Origin of the sequence: Rhizobium sp. TH2, from assembly GCF_024707525.1 — a bacterium.
GTDB lineage: Bacteria > Pseudomonadota > Alphaproteobacteria > Rhizobiales > Rhizobiaceae > Rhizobium_E.
This window is the reverse complement of record NZ_CP062231.1, coordinates 3,911,655-3,926,730: the sequence shown is the minus strand read 5'-3', so window position 1 is coordinate 3,926,730 and position 15,076 is coordinate 3,911,655. Positions and strand designations below refer to the sequence as shown.

The 15,076-nt window shown below is 59.5% G+C and carries 16 protein-coding genes; 7 read left to right on the top strand and 9 right to left on the bottom strand.

Annotated elements, in window-relative coordinates; translation table 11 throughout:
- Positions 1-9: 9 nt before the first annotated feature.
- Positions 10-465, top strand: a complete 456-nt coding sequence (locus IHQ71_RS19435; RefSeq protein WP_258158086.1) for a PTS sugar transporter subunit IIA — start codon at positions 10-12, stop codon at positions 463-465.
- 20 nt (positions 466-485) lie between these two features.
- On the opposite strand, the gene IHQ71_RS19430 is transcribed toward IHQ71_RS19435, so the two are convergent.
- From IHQ71_RS19430 to IHQ71_RS19420, 3 genes are all read right to left on the bottom strand, one after another.
- Positions 486-1,664, bottom strand: coding sequence for a hypothetical protein (locus IHQ71_RS19430; protein ID WP_258158085.1), 1,179 nt, complete (start codon positions 1,662-1,664; stop codon positions 486-488).
- Positions 1,665-1,756: 92 nt separating this feature from the next.
- Positions 1,757-2,599 carry an amidohydrolase gene (locus tag IHQ71_RS19425; protein ID WP_258158084.1) on the bottom strand — a complete coding sequence of 281 codons (843 nt, stop codon included), beginning with the start codon at positions 2,597-2,599 and terminating at the stop codon, positions 1,757-1,759.
- 85 nt (positions 2,600-2,684) lie between these two features.
- On the bottom strand, positions 2,685-3,464 hold the full coding sequence (locus IHQ71_RS19420) for an IclR family transcriptional regulator (RefSeq protein WP_258158083.1): 780 nt from the start codon (positions 3,462-3,464) through the stop codon (positions 2,685-2,687).
- 208 nt (positions 3,465-3,672) lie between these two features.
- On the opposite strand from IHQ71_RS19420, the gene IHQ71_RS19415 reads away from it, so the two are divergent.
- From IHQ71_RS19415 to IHQ71_RS19395, 5 genes are all read left to right on the top strand, one after another.
- Entirely contained in the window at positions 3,673-4,788 is a 1,116-nt protein-coding gene (locus IHQ71_RS19415) for a mandelate racemase/muconate lactonizing enzyme family protein (RefSeq protein ID WP_258158082.1), read from the top strand.
- A 3-nt stretch (positions 4,789-4,791) separates the two neighbouring features.
- Complete coding sequence (locus IHQ71_RS19410) at positions 4,792-5,121, top strand: L-rhamnose mutarotase (protein ID WP_258158081.1); 330 nt, start codon at positions 4,792-4,794, stop codon at positions 5,119-5,121.
- A gap of 66 nt (positions 5,122-5,187) precedes the next feature.
- On the top strand, positions 5,188-5,916 hold the full coding sequence (locus IHQ71_RS19405) for an SDR family oxidoreductase (RefSeq protein WP_258158080.1): 729 nt from the start codon (positions 5,188-5,190) through the stop codon (positions 5,914-5,916).
- A 27-nt stretch (positions 5,917-5,943) separates the two neighbouring features.
- Complete coding sequence (locus IHQ71_RS19400; protein ID WP_258158079.1) at positions 5,944-6,789, top strand: fumarylacetoacetate hydrolase family protein; 846 nt, start codon at positions 5,944-5,946, stop codon at positions 6,787-6,789.
- A 24-nt stretch (positions 6,790-6,813) separates the two neighbouring features.
- Positions 6,814-8,091: an L-fuconate dehydratase gene (locus IHQ71_RS19395; RefSeq protein ID WP_258158078.1), complete on the top strand. Its 1,278-nt coding sequence runs from the start codon at positions 6,814-6,816 to the stop codon at positions 8,089-8,091.
- 31 nt (positions 8,092-8,122) lie between these two features.
- On the opposite strand, the gene IHQ71_RS19390 is transcribed toward IHQ71_RS19395, so the two are convergent.
- Together IHQ71_RS19390 and IHQ71_RS19385 are read right to left on the bottom strand one after the other, a co-directional pair.
- Positions 8,123-9,085, bottom strand: coding sequence for a helix-turn-helix domain-containing protein (locus tag IHQ71_RS19390; RefSeq protein WP_258158077.1), 963 nt, complete (start codon positions 9,083-9,085; stop codon positions 8,123-8,125).
- 63 nt (positions 9,086-9,148) lie between these two features.
- Entirely contained in the window at positions 9,149-10,081 is a 933-nt protein-coding gene (locus IHQ71_RS19385; RefSeq protein WP_258158076.1) for a phytanoyl-CoA dioxygenase family protein, read from the bottom strand.
- 120 nt (positions 10,082-10,201) lie between these two features.
- On the opposite strand from IHQ71_RS19385, the gene IHQ71_RS19380 reads away from it, so the two are divergent.
- Complete coding sequence (locus IHQ71_RS19380; protein WP_258158075.1) at positions 10,202-11,059, top strand: AraC family transcriptional regulator; 858 nt, start codon at positions 10,202-10,204, stop codon at positions 11,057-11,059.
- On the opposite strand, the gene IHQ71_RS19375 is transcribed toward IHQ71_RS19380, so the two are convergent.
- The 4 genes from IHQ71_RS19375 to IHQ71_RS19360 all read right to left on the bottom strand — a co-directional run bounded on the left by IHQ71_RS19375 (position 11,060) and on the right by IHQ71_RS19360 (position 15,066).
- Positions 11,060-11,845 (bottom strand): PhzF family phenazine biosynthesis protein, encoded by a 786-nt coding sequence (locus IHQ71_RS19375; RefSeq protein WP_258158074.1) that lies wholly within the window; start codon positions 11,843-11,845, stop codon positions 11,060-11,062.
- 199 nt (positions 11,846-12,044) lie between these two features.
- Positions 12,045-13,766, bottom strand: a complete 1,722-nt coding sequence (locus IHQ71_RS19370) for an ABC transporter substrate-binding protein (RefSeq protein WP_258158073.1) — start codon at positions 13,764-13,766, stop codon at positions 12,045-12,047.
- Positions 13,767-13,843: 77 nt separating this feature from the next.
- Positions 13,844-14,251, bottom strand: a complete 408-nt coding sequence (locus IHQ71_RS19365; protein ID WP_258158072.1) for a DUF2160 domain-containing protein — start codon at positions 14,249-14,251, stop codon at positions 13,844-13,846.
- A complete protein-coding gene (locus IHQ71_RS19360; protein WP_258158071.1) occupies positions 14,251-15,066 on the bottom strand; it encodes a carbohydrate ABC transporter permease in 816 nt (271 codons plus the stop codon). Before IHQ71_RS19360 ends, IHQ71_RS19365 begins: the two co-directional genes overlap by 1 nt.
- Between the last annotated feature and the right edge of the window lie 10 nt (positions 15,067-15,076).

Here is a 15,076-nt window from a genome sequence, read left to right as displayed (position 1 = left end):
AGAATATCCATGAAAATCGACAAACTATTCCGCCCCGAGCACATGCTGGCGGGGCTTTCGGCAAGAACGAAGCGAGAGCTTCTGACGACGCTTTGCACCCGCGCGGCAGAAGAGCTGCAGCTTGATCCCAATATGCTGCTCTCCCGGCTGCTCGCCCGCGAAGCTCTGGGTTCCACCGGCACCGGCGGCGGCATCGCCATGCCGCATGCGTCGCTGACCGAGATAAACGCGCCTTTCATCCTGCTCGCGAGCCTCACGCAGCCCGTCGATTTCGAAGCGATCGACGACCTGCCGGTCGATATCGTCTGCCTTTTCTTCAATCCTCCCGAGAAGAACACCGAAAAGCTGACCTGCCTGGCCGCCATTTCCCGTCAGCTTCGCAATCCGGCGGTGCAACAGATGATCCGGAAGGCGCGATCGCAGGATGAGCTTTACGCGGCGGCGATTTATAGGGAAGCGGAGTAGAGAGGCGCATCAGGGCGGCATCAATAGTCGAACAGAAAGTCGCTTTCATCGAGCACGTTGTGATCGACACCCTTCAAGATCAATACGTTATTGTTGAATTCTATCCATGTGTCGTTGCCATGATCCTTGATGTGCGATTTCAGCTCTTCGAAATTGTCCGAGCCTATATACTTAATGTCGATCTGGTCCGTGCCGTCCTGATAATTTTCGACTGTATCGCGACCATAGAACTTACCGATACCGAACAGGTCGTAGTCGTCTCCACCAATCAGCGTATCTGTGCCACCCAACCCGAAAAGCTCGTTGTGACCGCCGAGCCCATTGAGGACATTGTCGCCCCTGTTGCCGTAAATGTAGTTGTTCCCATTTTCGCTGCCGGTGGCGTTGATGTTCTTCGCTCCAAGCAAACGGAGGGTTTCGACATAGTCTGGCAGGGCATAGCTCACCTTTGAGTAGACCTCCTCGAAGCCGCCTCCGTTTTCTTCTATAAGTGTGAATTTGTTGCTGTTGATGATGAGCCTATCATCCCCAGCGCCCGTGATGATGTTGCCTTGTATGGACCCTTTGAAAATATGGATCCTGTCTTCGCCGTCTCCCGTCGAGATGTCGCCGATGATCTTTCCGGCGTTGCGTATGCGATCATCGCCGATGCCCGTTTGAATTGCCGCCGAGCCCATGCCCTTGATCGTGCCTTCATTTTCGATCGCATGGCGATAACTATTAGAGCCCAGAATTCCGATATCGCTTCCTGTTATGTCACCATAATTATAGACGTTCGCTTTATGGGCCAAACTTACCGCATGAACTCCACGAATAGACCCGTCGTTCTCGAGCTTGACAAAGCCATTGGCAACAACGCCGTCGCCGTCCAACCCGATGATATGGCCGGAATTCAAAATGTAGGTCTTTTCATTCGTGACAATACCGTCGTTACCTTGAACTTCTCCAGACTTTCCAATGTTGAGCCTGAAATTATCGCCGCCGGACCAAATGCCGACGGCTGTCCCGCCTTCCGAATTCGTCGCATGGATGAGACCGTTTACGATGACATTATTGCCAGTGGCGCCAGTTGCCACTGAAATGCCAAACACGTTGTCATCTGAACCATTGATTTTGATACTGCCCTTGCGCGTAAGCGTTAATCCAGTCGTTCCGGCAACGGTCTGCGTCGTGGTACGGTCATCGGTAATTGTCGGCATGGTATTCCCTGTGGTGCGAGCTGGTATTCATGGCAAAATGCTTAGTTCGTCTATCGGCCGGTTGAGCCCCGGCGATCGCCGTTCATTCTTCTTCAGATTTTTAGCCCCCACAGCTTGATCGCATTGCCACTCAGCAGCTTTGCCTTCTCCTCTTTGCTCACCCCCTCCAGCAGCGCGTAGGTCGCGCCGACCCAGGTCGAGAGGCTGCCGGCAAGCGTACAGACCGGCCAGTCGCTGCCCCAGACCATGCGGTCGAAGCCGAAGCTTGAAATCGTATGTTCCGCATAGGGGCGGATGGTTTCGAGCGTCCAGTTGGCGGTATCGGTATAGGCGACGATGCCGGAGAGTTTGCCGACCACGTTGGGGCGCTTGGCGATTTCGGTCATGGTCTTCGCCCAGCCGGCATATTCATCGCCCTTGATGTTGGGCACGCCGCAATGGTCGAGGATGAACTGGATATCAGGATTGAGATCGATCAGCGCAATCGCCTTTTCGTGCTGGCGCGGCAGGACGCAGAGATCGAAGGTGAGGCCCGTGCCCGCCAGGCGCGAGAGGTTCTCACGAAACAGCGGCTGCACGGAGAGTTCATCCGGCGATTCATGCAGGATGCGGCGGAAGCCCTTGACGCGCTTCTTCTCCAGGGTGCGTTCGAGGTAGGCTGGGAAGTCCTTGTTTTCCGGCCGGCAGGCGGCGATGGCGCCGACGAGCATGCTGCCTGGCCGCGCGGCGATCCCGGTCACGTAAGCCGTTTCTTTCTCGATATCGCTCTCGGCTACATCCACTTCCATATGCATCGATGCGATAATGCCCAGCTTCTTCGCCTCGCTCGCATATTCATCATAGGAGGAATTGCGGTTGAGCGCGCCGGCGCCGGCCAGCCATGGATAGCTGAGCGCGTTCTGGTCCACGATATGCAGATGTGTATCGACGATCATCGGTATTCCTCCTATTCCTAGTGACCTGATGCTGGCACGTGGCAGCCGGCCATTCAAATAAAAATGCAATATTCACGTGGAAATTTCAGGCCGCCAGTTCATGGCCCGCCAGTTCCGACAGTTGCCTTCCAGTCTTCTGCAGCAACTGGATCGTCGCGGAAATGTCAGGCGCAGCCGGTAGATTGATCAGCGTGATATAAGGAATGGTCAGCGCGGCGATGGCATTGCCATCCGCACCCATGATCGGCACGGAGAGGTTGACCACGCCGGCTGTCTGGGCGCTCGGCATCATCTCATAGCCCCGATCCCGGATCTGGTCGAGCCGCGCGAAGAATTCCGGCGTTTGCCCAGCAGGCCCTTCGTTTGCACTCTCATATTCGCGGATCATCATCGCCCGCTCATCCCGAGGGCGGAAGGCGAGCAGCACATGGCCGGAGCCGGTGTTGAACAGGCCCATATGCGCGCCGACACGCAGCGAAATGCCGAAATAACCCGGCGCCTCCTGCTGCGCGACCACTACAGCCGCCCCCCGGTCGAACACCACGACATGGTTGGCCTGCCGGCTCTCTTCGGCCAATCCTCGCATCAGCGGCGTGGCATAGGAGGCAAGCCGCCGCACCGGCGCATGCAATTGTGCCAGGCCGAAGAGTTTCAGCGTCAGCGAATAGCGGTCGCCGTCGAGCCGGGTGACATAGCCGCGCCGGACCAGACGGTCGAGCATGCGGTAGAATTCGTTGGCGTTGCGACCCATGCGCTTGGCGATTTCCGCCTGGGTCAGGCCGCCATCGATGCCGGCGAGAAGCTCGAGGATGTCGAGGCCTTTGTCGAGCGCGGGCGCGCGATATTTGTCGTCGTCCGGCGTCACGCTTCATCCCCCTAATGAATTTTCAAATTCATATACGCAAAGTTCACAGCAGGCAACGCGGCACTTGACTATATTTGAATAAATGCTTTATATATGAATGTATCATTGATAGGCAATTGAAAACAATGCCGCCGCCGTTGCGCTGGCGCGGCAAGCTGACTAAGACTTCGTCTTGCCGTGGATGGAGCGGCGCGCCTGGGAGTGAGAAATGGCGAAGATCGAAAAAATCGAGCTCCGTATGGTCGATCTCGTGCCGAAGGTGAAGCGCACGGATGCCATCCAGAGTTTCGTCAGCCAGGAAACGCCCATCGTCACGATTACCGATAGCGACGGCGCCACCGGCACCGGCTATTCCTACACGATCGGCACCGGCGGCTCGTCGGTCATGCGGCTGCTCAGGGATCATCTCGCCCCCCGCGTCATCGGCCAGGACGCCGACCGCATCGAGGCGATCTGGCACGATCTCGAATTCTTCACTCATGCCACGACGATCGGCGCGATCACGGCAATCGCGATCGCCGCCATCGATACCGCGCTCTGGGATCTCCGCGCGAAGAAGCAAGGCCTGCCGCTCTGGAAGCTCGCCGGCGGTGCCAGGGATCGCTGCCCGCTCTATACGACCGAGGGCGGCTGGCTGCATATCGAGACGCAGGCGCTGGTCGATGATGCGCTTGCCGCGCAAGCCCAGGGTTTCACCGGATCCAAGGTCAAGATCGGCAAGCCGCATGGCTCGGAAGATCTCGCGCGCCTCGAAGCCGTCCGAAAGGCGGTCGGCCCGGGCTACGAGATCATGACCGACGCCAACCAGGGTTTTCGCTTGGACGAGGCGATCCGCCGCGCCGACCGTCTCCGCGAGGTCGACCTCGCCTGGATCGAGGAGCCGCTCGCCGCTGACGATATCGACGGCCACACAAGGCTCTCAGCCAGCACCGCCACGCCCATCGCCGTTGGTGAATCGCTTTATTCCATCCGCCATTTCCGCGAATATATGCAGAAGGGCGCCTGCTCGATCGTGCAGGTCGATGTCGGCCGCATCGGCGGCATCACGCCGTGGCTCAAGGTCGCCCATGCAGCGGAAGCTTTCGACATCCCGGTCTGCCCGCATTTTCTCATGGAACTGCATGTCAGCCTCACATGCGCGGTTCAAAACGGCAAGTATGTCGAATACATTCCCCAGCTCGACGAGATCACCGGCGCTAAGATGCGGATCGAGAACGGTCACGCGCTGGCGCCCGAGGAGCCCGGCATTGGCATCGATTGGGACTGGGACCAGGTAAAACGCCGCTCGATCCCCGAATTCGACACCGTGATCTTCAAGGAGTAGACCATGCAACGGATGGGATCGGTGATCGGCATCAACGCCGACAAGATCGAGGAATACAAGCGGCTACACGCGGCCGTCTGGCCCGAGGTGCTCGAGATGATCACAGAGTGCGGCATCCGCAATTACTCGATCTATCTCAAGGAACCGGAGAACCTGATGTTCTCCTATTTCGAGTATGTCGGCGATGATTTCGAAGCCGACCAGAAAAAGATGGCGGCACACCCCAAGACCCAGGAATGGTGGGCCGTTTGCGGTCCCCTCCAGAAGCCGTTCGAGACTCGGAAAGAAGGTGAGTGGTGGGCCGGAATGGAAGAAGTCTTCCACTCCGACTGATCCGGACAAGGTAAGCTCCGACTTCCCAAGATGAAGCCGGCAGAGATGAATAAGGAAGGAACGACAATGGATTTCACGGGCAAATCGGTGCTGGTCACCGCCGCCGCGCAGGGCATCGGCCGCGCGGTTGCACTGGCCTTCGCCGCCGCCGGCGCCAAGGTCATGGCGACTGATATCAACGAGACCGTGCTGCGCGAGATCGACGGCCAGAACGGCATCGTCACCGCCAAGCTCAACGTGCTCGACGACGCCGCCGTCAAGGCGCTGGTCGCCGAGGTCGGGCAGGTCGATGTGCTGGTTAATTCGGCGGGCGTCGTCCACAATGGCTCGATCCTCGAAATGAAGGACGAGGATCTCGATTTCGCGCTTGATCTCAACCTGAAATCAATGATCCGCACCATCCGCGCCGTGTTGCCCGGCATGCTGGAGCGCAACGATGGCGCCATCGTCAACATCGCTTCGGTCGCCTCCTCGATCAAGGGCGTGCCGAACCGCTTCGCCTATGGCGTCTCCAAGGCCGCCGTCATCGGGCTGACCAAGTCCGTCGCCGCCGACTATGTCACGCGCGGCATCCGCGTCAACGCCATCTGCCCCGGCACGGTCGAGAGCCCGTCGCTGCAGGAGCGCATGCGCGCGCAGGGCGATTACGATGCCGCCCGCGCCGCCTTCATCGCCCGTCAGCCGATGGGCCGGCTCGGCACGCCGGAAGAGATCGCCGATCTTGCGCTCTATCTCGCCGGCGCCACCTACACGAGCGGCCAGGCCTATGCCATCGATGGCGGCTGGACGATCTGATCAGACAATTCCAAGAGAGGACATAAAATGAAACTGATGCGAGTTGGCGCGCCCGGCGCCGAAAAGCCTGCGATCCAGGCGGCCGATGGTACGATCCGTGATCTCTCGGCCCATGTCGCCGACATCGGCGGTGCTGCGATTTCGCCTGAGGGGTTGAAGAAGATTGCCGCCATCGACGTCAATTCGCTGCCCGTGGTGGATGCCTCCACCCGCATCGGCGCTTGCGTCGCCGGCACCGGCAAATTCATCTGCATCGGGCTCAACTATTCCGACCACGCCGCCGAGACCGGCGCCACCGTGCCGCCGGAGCCGATCATCTTCATGAAGGCCACGTCGGCCATCGTCGGCCCCAACGACAATGTGCTGATCCCACGCGGTTCGCAAAAGACCGACTGGGAAGTCGAACTCGCCGTCATCATCGGCAAGACCGCGAAATACGTCTCGGAAGACGAAGCACTCGACTATGTCGCGGGCTACACCGTCTGCGACGACGTCTCCGAACGCGCCTTGCAGACCGAGCGCTCCGGCCAGTGGACCAAGGGCAAGTCCTGCGACACGTTCGGCCCGATCGGCCCATGGCTGGTGACGAGGGATGAAATCCCCGATCCGCAGAACCTCAAGATGTGGCTGAAGGTCAACGGCCAACAAATGCAGGACGGCTCGTCCTCGACCATGGTCTATGGCGTGAAATACCTCGTCTCCTATCTCAGCCAGTTCATGAGCCTGCATCCGGGCGATGTGATCTCCACCGGCACGCCGCCGGGCGTCGGCATGGGCCTCAAGCCGCCGCGCTTCCTGAAGCACGGAGACGTGGTCGAACTCGGCATCGAGGGCCTCGGCACGCAGAAGCAGACATTCGTGCAGGACAAGTAAGCCGACACTGACGAAAGAGTGACCGTGACCCAGATTACCAGTCTCCAGACGCTGGACCTCCGCTTCCCCACGTCCCAGAGCCTCGATGGCTCCGACGCGATGAACCCGGATCCGGATTATTCCGCTGCCTATGTCATTCTCGGCACGGACCACCCCGGGCTGGAGGGTCACGGGCTGACTTTCACCATCGGCCGCGGCAACGAGATCTGCTGCGCCGCAATCGAGGCGATGCGCCACCTCGTCGTCGGCCTCGATCTCGATTGGGTCAGGGAAAGCCCGGCCCGCTTCTGGCGCCATGTGACCAGCGACAGCCAGCTCCGCTGGATCGGGCCTGATAAGGGCGCCATCCACCTCGCCACCGGCGCGGTGGTCAATGCGGTATGGGATCTCTTGGCGAAGCAATCAGGCAAGCCGGTCTGGCGGCTGGTTGCCGACATGAGCGCGGAGGAGATCGTCGATATCGTCGATTTCCGCTACCTCACCGATGCCATCACCCGCGACGAGGCACTTGATATCCTGAAGAAGGCCGAACCCGGCAAGGCCGAGCGTATCGCGAAACTCGAGGCCAAGGGCTATCCCTGCTACACGACCTCCGCCGGCTGGCTCGGCTATGACGACGACAAGCTGCGCCGCCTGTGCCACGAGGCGATCGATGCCGGCTTCAACCATATCAAGATGAAGGTTGGTCGCGATCTGGAGGACGACATCCGCCGCCTGCGCATTGCCCGCGAGGTGATCGGCCCGGATCGCTACCTGATGATCGACGCCAACCAGGTCTGGGAAGTCGGCCAGGCGGTGGATTGGGTCAAGCAACTCGCCTTCTCAAAGCCATTCTTCATCGAGGAGCCGACCAGCCCCGACGACGTCTTCGGCCACAAGGCGATCCGCGAACAGATCGCCCCGGTCAAGGTCGCGACCGGCGAAATGTGCCAGAACCGCATCATCTTCAAGCAGATGATCGCGGGCGGCGCCATCGACATCGTCCAGATCGACGCCTGCCGAATGGGCGGCTTGAACGAGGTGCTCGCCGTGCTGCTGATGGCGGCGAAATACGGCCTGCCGGTCTGGCCGCATGCCGGTGGCGTGGGCTTGTGCGAATATGTCCAGCATCTGTCGATGATCGACTACATCGCCGTGTCGGGCACGATCGAGGGCAGGGTGATCGAGTTCGTCGATCACCTGCACGAGCACTTCCTCGACCCCTGCAATATCCAGAACGCAGCCTACATGCCGCCTGTCATGCCGGGGTTCTCGATCGAGATGAAGGAACGGTCGCGGGAAGAGTATCTCTTTAAGGGATGAAATCGAGAATATCCGAAACGTCTGCTAGGAGTTATTCGAAGGTGACCGGCATGGGATTTTCAGTCTCTAAGATCGTCAGCTTTCGCCCTTCTAGCTTGAGTTTTCCTAGAAAGCCGCCAGAGTAACCGGGAGTCGCAATATGATAACCTAAAGTAAATTGTCGGTCTTCTTTTGCCATTTCTATAGGTACACGAATACTAAATCTTTCATGGGCGAAGCTTGCTTCTCGAAATATTGGAAAGTGACTCATTCCTCCAACTTTCTTCAGGCAAATACTGAGAGGTTCATCGTTAACGCTCCCGTCAGAGATCGCGTCGAATTTGTGTTGGCTTATCGTTAAGAATTTAGACACCAAACTTCTGCAGACGAGCCATACTGCAGGTGCGTTTGAGCGATTGCCGATAGTGCTAGATATCTCAATAGGCTCCGACAGTTCATTGGGCCTGCCCTTCTCGTCGTCTTTGAAGACGACATCTTGTACTCCACCTTGGATAGAGAAATTTAGATAAGGTTCAGGCGTAGACGAGCGTCTGAACACATCACGAATTTCATGATCTTCCATAGGGACGCTCATGAAATTATGTCGTCTGTAATATCGTTTATCGATGGCTTGATGTGGTGCTCGATTTACGGCCTGCGGTATGCTGATGACGTATGCAACATTTCGTTCATTCAACGGTACCATTGCTATTTTTAGGCCCTCTATCCTTGGCGAGACACTCGTTGTAAGAACCTGCTCAATCCATTCCGGCGTTATTTCACTACGATCAAGGCTTTCATCGATCGAGAGTGGAACTTGGTCTTGCTCGACAATCCCATAGACAATCTGCCCCCCTGCGGAATTGGCGAAGGCAGACACATCTTTTGTTAGCTCCTTGCGCTTTTCATTGGTCTTTGCCAAGGCAGCCGTCGCCTTATAGTCAAGGCTGATACTTTCAGGCAGTCGCTCATCGATTAGCCGTTGCAGATCCTCTCGCGTCCTCAGTTCTAACACTTTAGCCTCCGCAATGTTGCTTGGTACAACTTGCTGGATTTTCGAGGCTGCTTCAACTGAAAGTCACCACCTTTTCAACCCCAGCAACTTCTCGCCCAGCGGCGTCAGTTCCGCCGTCGTCGCATGCTTCTTTTCCCAATCGCGCGGATCGCCGGGAAAGGCATCGCGCTGCGGGTGGTCGAGTTCGCGCCACAGCCTGATGCGCTCCTCGCGCTCGGCGCGGTTTTCCCATTCGGCGGGATGCATGGAAATGTACTGCGCCATGCGCACGCGGTCTCCCGAATGGTTCGGCCGCACGCCGTGGGCCAGCAGCGAGTTGAAGATCAGCAGGTCGCCCGGCTCCATGTCGATATTGACCACGGTCTGGCCGGTCATATCGGGGTGCATCGGGTCGCGGTCGGCCGGTTGGGTCTTTTCCCATTCTTCGAAGCCGGAGAACAGGCCGGGCACGCATTGGAAGCCGCCGACGTCGCCATCCTGCTTCTTCAGGCTCAGCACGCCCTGCACGCCGATCGGCAGCGGCCGGATCGAGGTATCGACATCCCAGTGGATGAAGCCATGCGGATTGCCCTTCACCTTTTTCGGCGGATTGAGATTGGCGCGGTCGATGGTCACCCACAGGTCCTCGCGATCCCAGATATCGACGAAGGCATCGTAGATGCGGCTTTCCATGCGATTGTCCCAGAGGTACTGGTGATTATAGATCTCCAGCATGCCTGTGTTGTTGAGCTCCCTCATCTTGTGCTCGCGGCGTTGCGGCGCGTACCAGGTCGAAGCGTCGGCCGGGTTCTTCTCGTCGAATTGCCACAGCAGATCGACCAACCGCTCGACATTGGCGGCCGGCACGGCCTGGCGGATGATGACATAACCCTTGGTGATCCAGTGTTGCCAGTCGGCGCTGGAGAGCACGCGCAGGGGCAGCGTCTTCTCGATCTCGGCCAGTTGCGTGGTGGCGCTGGTCGTGGGGTGGTGGTCGCGTAAAGTCGCTTGTTGCATGGTGCCCTCCCAGGCTTTGCATGACGATGACAGGCAGCATAGCGACGGCGGAAAAGCCATGTTGTACGTCAAAGGCAAATACTGATACTATTCTGGCGTCAATGATGCGATCGAGGCCGCATGAAGCCCTATCTAGAGAAACTATCGCCCAGCGAGCACTCATCGCTCAACAGCCTCAACCGGCGGCTCGAGGGCGGCATTCCGTTTCAATGGCATCATCATCCGGAATTCGAGCTGACCCTGACGCTGAATTCGCGCGGCCAGCGCTTCATCGGCGATCACGTCGGCACCTATGACGATCTCGACCTGGTGCTGATCGGGCCGAACCTGCCGCATAGCTGGTCGTCGGTCGATCGCCTGGATGACAAGGCGCCGCATGTCGCGCTGGTCTTCTGGTTCCGGCAGGAGTGGATCGACAGGATCGTCGAATCCTCGGTGGAGTTCCGGCCGATCCGCGCGATGGTCGATCGCGCCGGCCGCGGCCTCCATTTCAGCCGGGCCGCGTCCGAAGCCATTCGTGCTGATTACAGCGCGCTTTTTGATCTGCCACCCGCCGATCAGCTTCTCGGCCTTCTATCGATTCTCGGTCGGCTTGCGGTGGATCGCACGGCTACCACGCTTTGCACGAGCGCCAGCACTGTTCCAAAACAGGAGGGGCGCGACCGCATCGACCGCGTGCTGCACCACATCCACGGCCACCACCGAACGGATATCGGCATGGAAGACCTGGCCGATATCGCCGCGCTCAGCGGCTCCGGCCTGCACCGCCTGTTCCGCCGGCATACCGGCACGACCGCTTCGGAATACCTTATCCGCATGCGGATCGGCGAGGCGTGTTCGCTGCTGTCCGCGACCAGCCTGCCCATTGCTCATGTCGCTGGCGAGGTGGGCTATGGTTCGCTTGCCAACTTCAATCGCCAGTTCAAGCGCCTGCGTGGGGTCACGCCGCGGGAATACCGCGCGCGTTTCGAACGATGATTAGATCTCGGCATGTCCTTCGAGATAGAAAACGCAGCCGCCTTCGAGATCGACCCGGTCGTCAACCAATCGGCAGATAACTTCGCCGCCTCTCTTGGAGGCCTGAAACGCCCGGAACGCGGTCTTGCCGAGCCGCTTCGACCAATAGGGCGCGAGCATACAGTGCGCCGCACCCGTCACAGGGTCTTCGGGAATACCCTTGGCCGGCGCGAAGTAGCGGCTGACGAAATCATAGCCCTCGTCGCCCGGCGCCGTGACGATCACGCCCGGCCTTCCGATGCTTACGATGGCGGCCATGCCGGGTGCCAGCAGCCGCACCGTCGCACTGTCCGCCATCACCGCCATGTAGTTGAACTGGTTGACATAGACCTCGAGCGGCACAGCACCCAGTGCCTCGGCCAATCCATGGGGCGGCTCGGTGGGTTCGGAGGGGCGGGCAGGGAAGTTCAGGACATAGCCCGAGTCTACCCGCTTCACCGGCAGCGAGCCGCTGGCGGTCTCGAAGATCACCTCGGTCCGGCCGGGTTCCAGCCGCTCCATGACAACGGCCGAGCTCGCCAGCGTCGCATGCCCGCAGAGCGGGACCTCGACCGCAGGTGTAAACCAGCGCAGGCGATAGCCGTCGCCATCGGCAACGAGGAAGGCGGTCTCGGCGAGATTGTTTTCGGCCGCGATCGATTGCATGACAGCGTCATCCGGGAAATCCGGAAACACCATGACGGCTGCCGGATTGCCGGCGAACCGCCGGTTGGTGAACGCATCCACCTGATAGATCGGAACCCGCATACCTGCCTCCCGGTCGCGCCATTTGCCTGGAATTGGCTAACAAGTCCGGCCGTTTGCGGCAATGAGACAATCCGGGAATATTGTACCCGCCGGATGTGCCGGTCGCGAGCTGCCCTCTGTCTTGCCACCGCGGCATCGCCCACAAAAAAGCCGGGGCATTGCTGCCCCGGCCGGGAGAGACGTCCAAGAACGCTTCTTCTTATTTCTGCCAGCTCTTGACCAGTTCGTCGTAGTTGATGGTCATCGGCTTGTCCTTCTCGTTCTCGATCTTCAGCTGCGGTGCCAGATTGCCGGCGGCGACCGCCTTGGCGTTCTGGTCCTCGAGCGAAGTTTCCTCGGCGAGCTTCGGACCGATATCGCCCTGGACGCCGGCGCGTTCGAGGCGCTGGAGCACCTTTTCCTGCTCGGCGCACAGCGAGTCCATGGCTTCCTGCGCGGTCTTGGCACCCGAGGATGCATCACCGATCGCCTGCCACCAAAGCTGAGCCAGCTTCGGATAGTCAGGGATGTTGGTGCCGGTCGGCGACCATTGCACGCGGGCCGGCGAGCGGTAGAACTCGATCAGGCCGCCGAGCTTCGGCGCACGATCCGTGAAGCTCTGATGCTGAACCGTCGATTCACGGATCAGCGTCAGGCCGACATGAGCCTTCTTGACGTCGACGGTCTTCGACACGACGAACTGCGCATAGAGCCATGCGGCCTTGGCGCGATCGTCGGGCGTGGACTTGAGCAGCGTCCAGGAACCCACGTCCTGGTAGCCGAGCTTCATGCCGTCCTTCCAGTAGACGCCATGCGGTGACGGAGCGAAGCGCCACTTCGGCGTGCCGTCCGCGTTGACCACGGGCAGGCCTTCCTTGACGAAGTCGGCCGTGAATGCGGTGTAGGTGAACATCTGCTGGGCGATTTCACCCTGCGACGGCACCGGGCCGGATTCGGAGAAGGTCATGCCCTGTGCAGCAGCCGGCGCATAGGCCTTCAGCCAATCGAGGTACTTCTGGATGGCATAGACCGAAGCCGGGCCATTGGTGTCGCCGCCACGTGCGACGCAGGAGCCGACCGGCTGGGACTTCTCGTTGACCTTGATACCCCATTCATCGACCGGCAGGCCGTTCGGCAGGCCCTTGTCGCCGTTGCCGGCCATCGAGAGCCAGGCGTCGGTGAACCGCCAGCCGAGCGACGGGTCCTTCTTGCCGTAGTCCATGTGACCGTAGACCTTCTTGCCGTCGATCTCGCGGCCGGTGAAGAACTCGGCGATGTCCTCGTAAGCCGACCAGTTGACCGGAACGCCGAGGTCGTAGCCGTACTTCGCCTTGAAGTCGGCCTTGTTCTTCTCGTCGTTGAACCAATCGTAGCGGAACCAGTATAGGTTCGCGAACTGCTGGTCGGGCAGCTGATACAGGTCACCGTCCGGTGCGGTGGTGAATTTCAGGCCGATGAAGTCATTGAGGTCGAGACCGGGATTGGTCACGTCCTTGCCTTCGTTCGCCATCCAGTCGGTCAGCGAGCGGGCCTGCTGATAGCGCCAATGGGTGCCGATCAGGTCCGAATCGTTGACATAGGCGTCATAGACGTTCTCGCCAGACTGCATCTGGGTCTGCAGCTTTTCGACGACGTCGCCTTCGCCGATCAGGTCATGGGTGATCTTGATGCCGGTGATCGCCGTGAAAGCCGGCGCCAGCACCTTGGACTCGTATTCATGCGTGGTGATGGTTTCCGAGACGACCTTGATTTCCAGGCCGTTGAAGGGCTTGGCAGCGTCCACGAACCACTGCATTTCCTTTTCCTGGTCGGCGCGCGAAAGCGTCGACAGTTCGCCGACTTCCTTGTCAAGGAACGTCTTGGCTTCGTCCATTCCTGCAAATGCCGTGCCGGTAAAGGCAAGCAGCACTGCCGCAGTCGTCGTCAGTAAGTGCTTTCGCATAAGATCCTCCCTGGGGTTTTGCGATTGCGTCTAAAAACGGTCCGGTGGCAGCCGTCCCGCCCACTCCCTATCCTTGCCTAGACCAGTTTGAATACGCCAATGGCGTAGACAACCGACAAGACAAGAGCCCACCACAGGTTGGCGCCTACCAGCCCCAACCATGCGAGATGAATGAATGCGCTGCCGAGCAGCGATATGAAGAGTCGATCCCCTCTTGTCGTCTCGAAACGAAGAATGCCGACGCGCGGGTTGCCGCCCGGCGAGGCATATTCCCACACCGCCATCAGCGCGAGCAGAGCCACGATGGTGAGGAAGAACAGCGCACCGGGGAACGACCAGGCCATCCAGCCGCCACGGATCAGCGGGGCGAACCAGTCAGTGGCTCCATCCTTGACCGGCAGGCTGCTGTAAAGCGCCAGGACTGCAGCTAGATAGGCGAGGAGAACAAGACCGAGAGCGATTGGCCAGCGACGAGTCGAAGTCATCAAACCCTCCCCAGGGCAAAGCCCTTGGCGATGTAATTGCGGACGAAGTAGATCACCAGCGCGCCGGGTATCAGCGTCAGCACGCCGGCGGCGGCCAGCACGCCCCAGTCCATGCCCGAGGCCGAGACGGTGCGGGTCATGGTCGCGGCGATGGGCTTGGCGTCGGTCGTAGTCAGCGTGCGCGCCAGCAGCAGTTCCACCCACGAGAACATGAAGCAGAAGAATGCCGCGACGCCGATGCCGGATGCGATCAGCGGCATGAAGATCTTCACGAAAAAGCGCGGGAAGGAATAGCCGTCGATATAGGCGGTCTCGTCGATTTCCTTCGGCACGCCGGACATGAAGCCTTCGAGAATCCAGATCGCCAAGGGAACGTTGAACAGGCAGTGCGCCAGCGCCACAGCGATATGCGTATCGATCAGGCCGAAGGCGGAATAGAGCTGGAAGAAGGGCAGGGCGAAGACGGCGGGCGGAGCCATGCGGTTGGTCAGCAGCCAGAAGAACAGATGCTTGTCGCCGAGGAACCTGTAGCGCGAGAAGGCATAGGCCGCCGGCAGCGCCACCAGGATCGAGATGACGGTGTTCATCGCGACATAGGTGATCGAGTTGATGTAGCCATTATACCAGGCCGGATCGGTGAAGATCACCGTATAGTTCCTGAGCGTCGGATTCTCGGGCCACAGCGAGAACGTTCCGGTGATCTCGCTGTTGGTCTTGAAGCTCATGTTGACGAGCCAGTAGATCGGAGCCAGCAGGAACAGGATATAGAGCGTCGAGACGGTGAAGGAGGTGAGTTTCTTGCTGTCAGTGTTCATTATCTTGCCT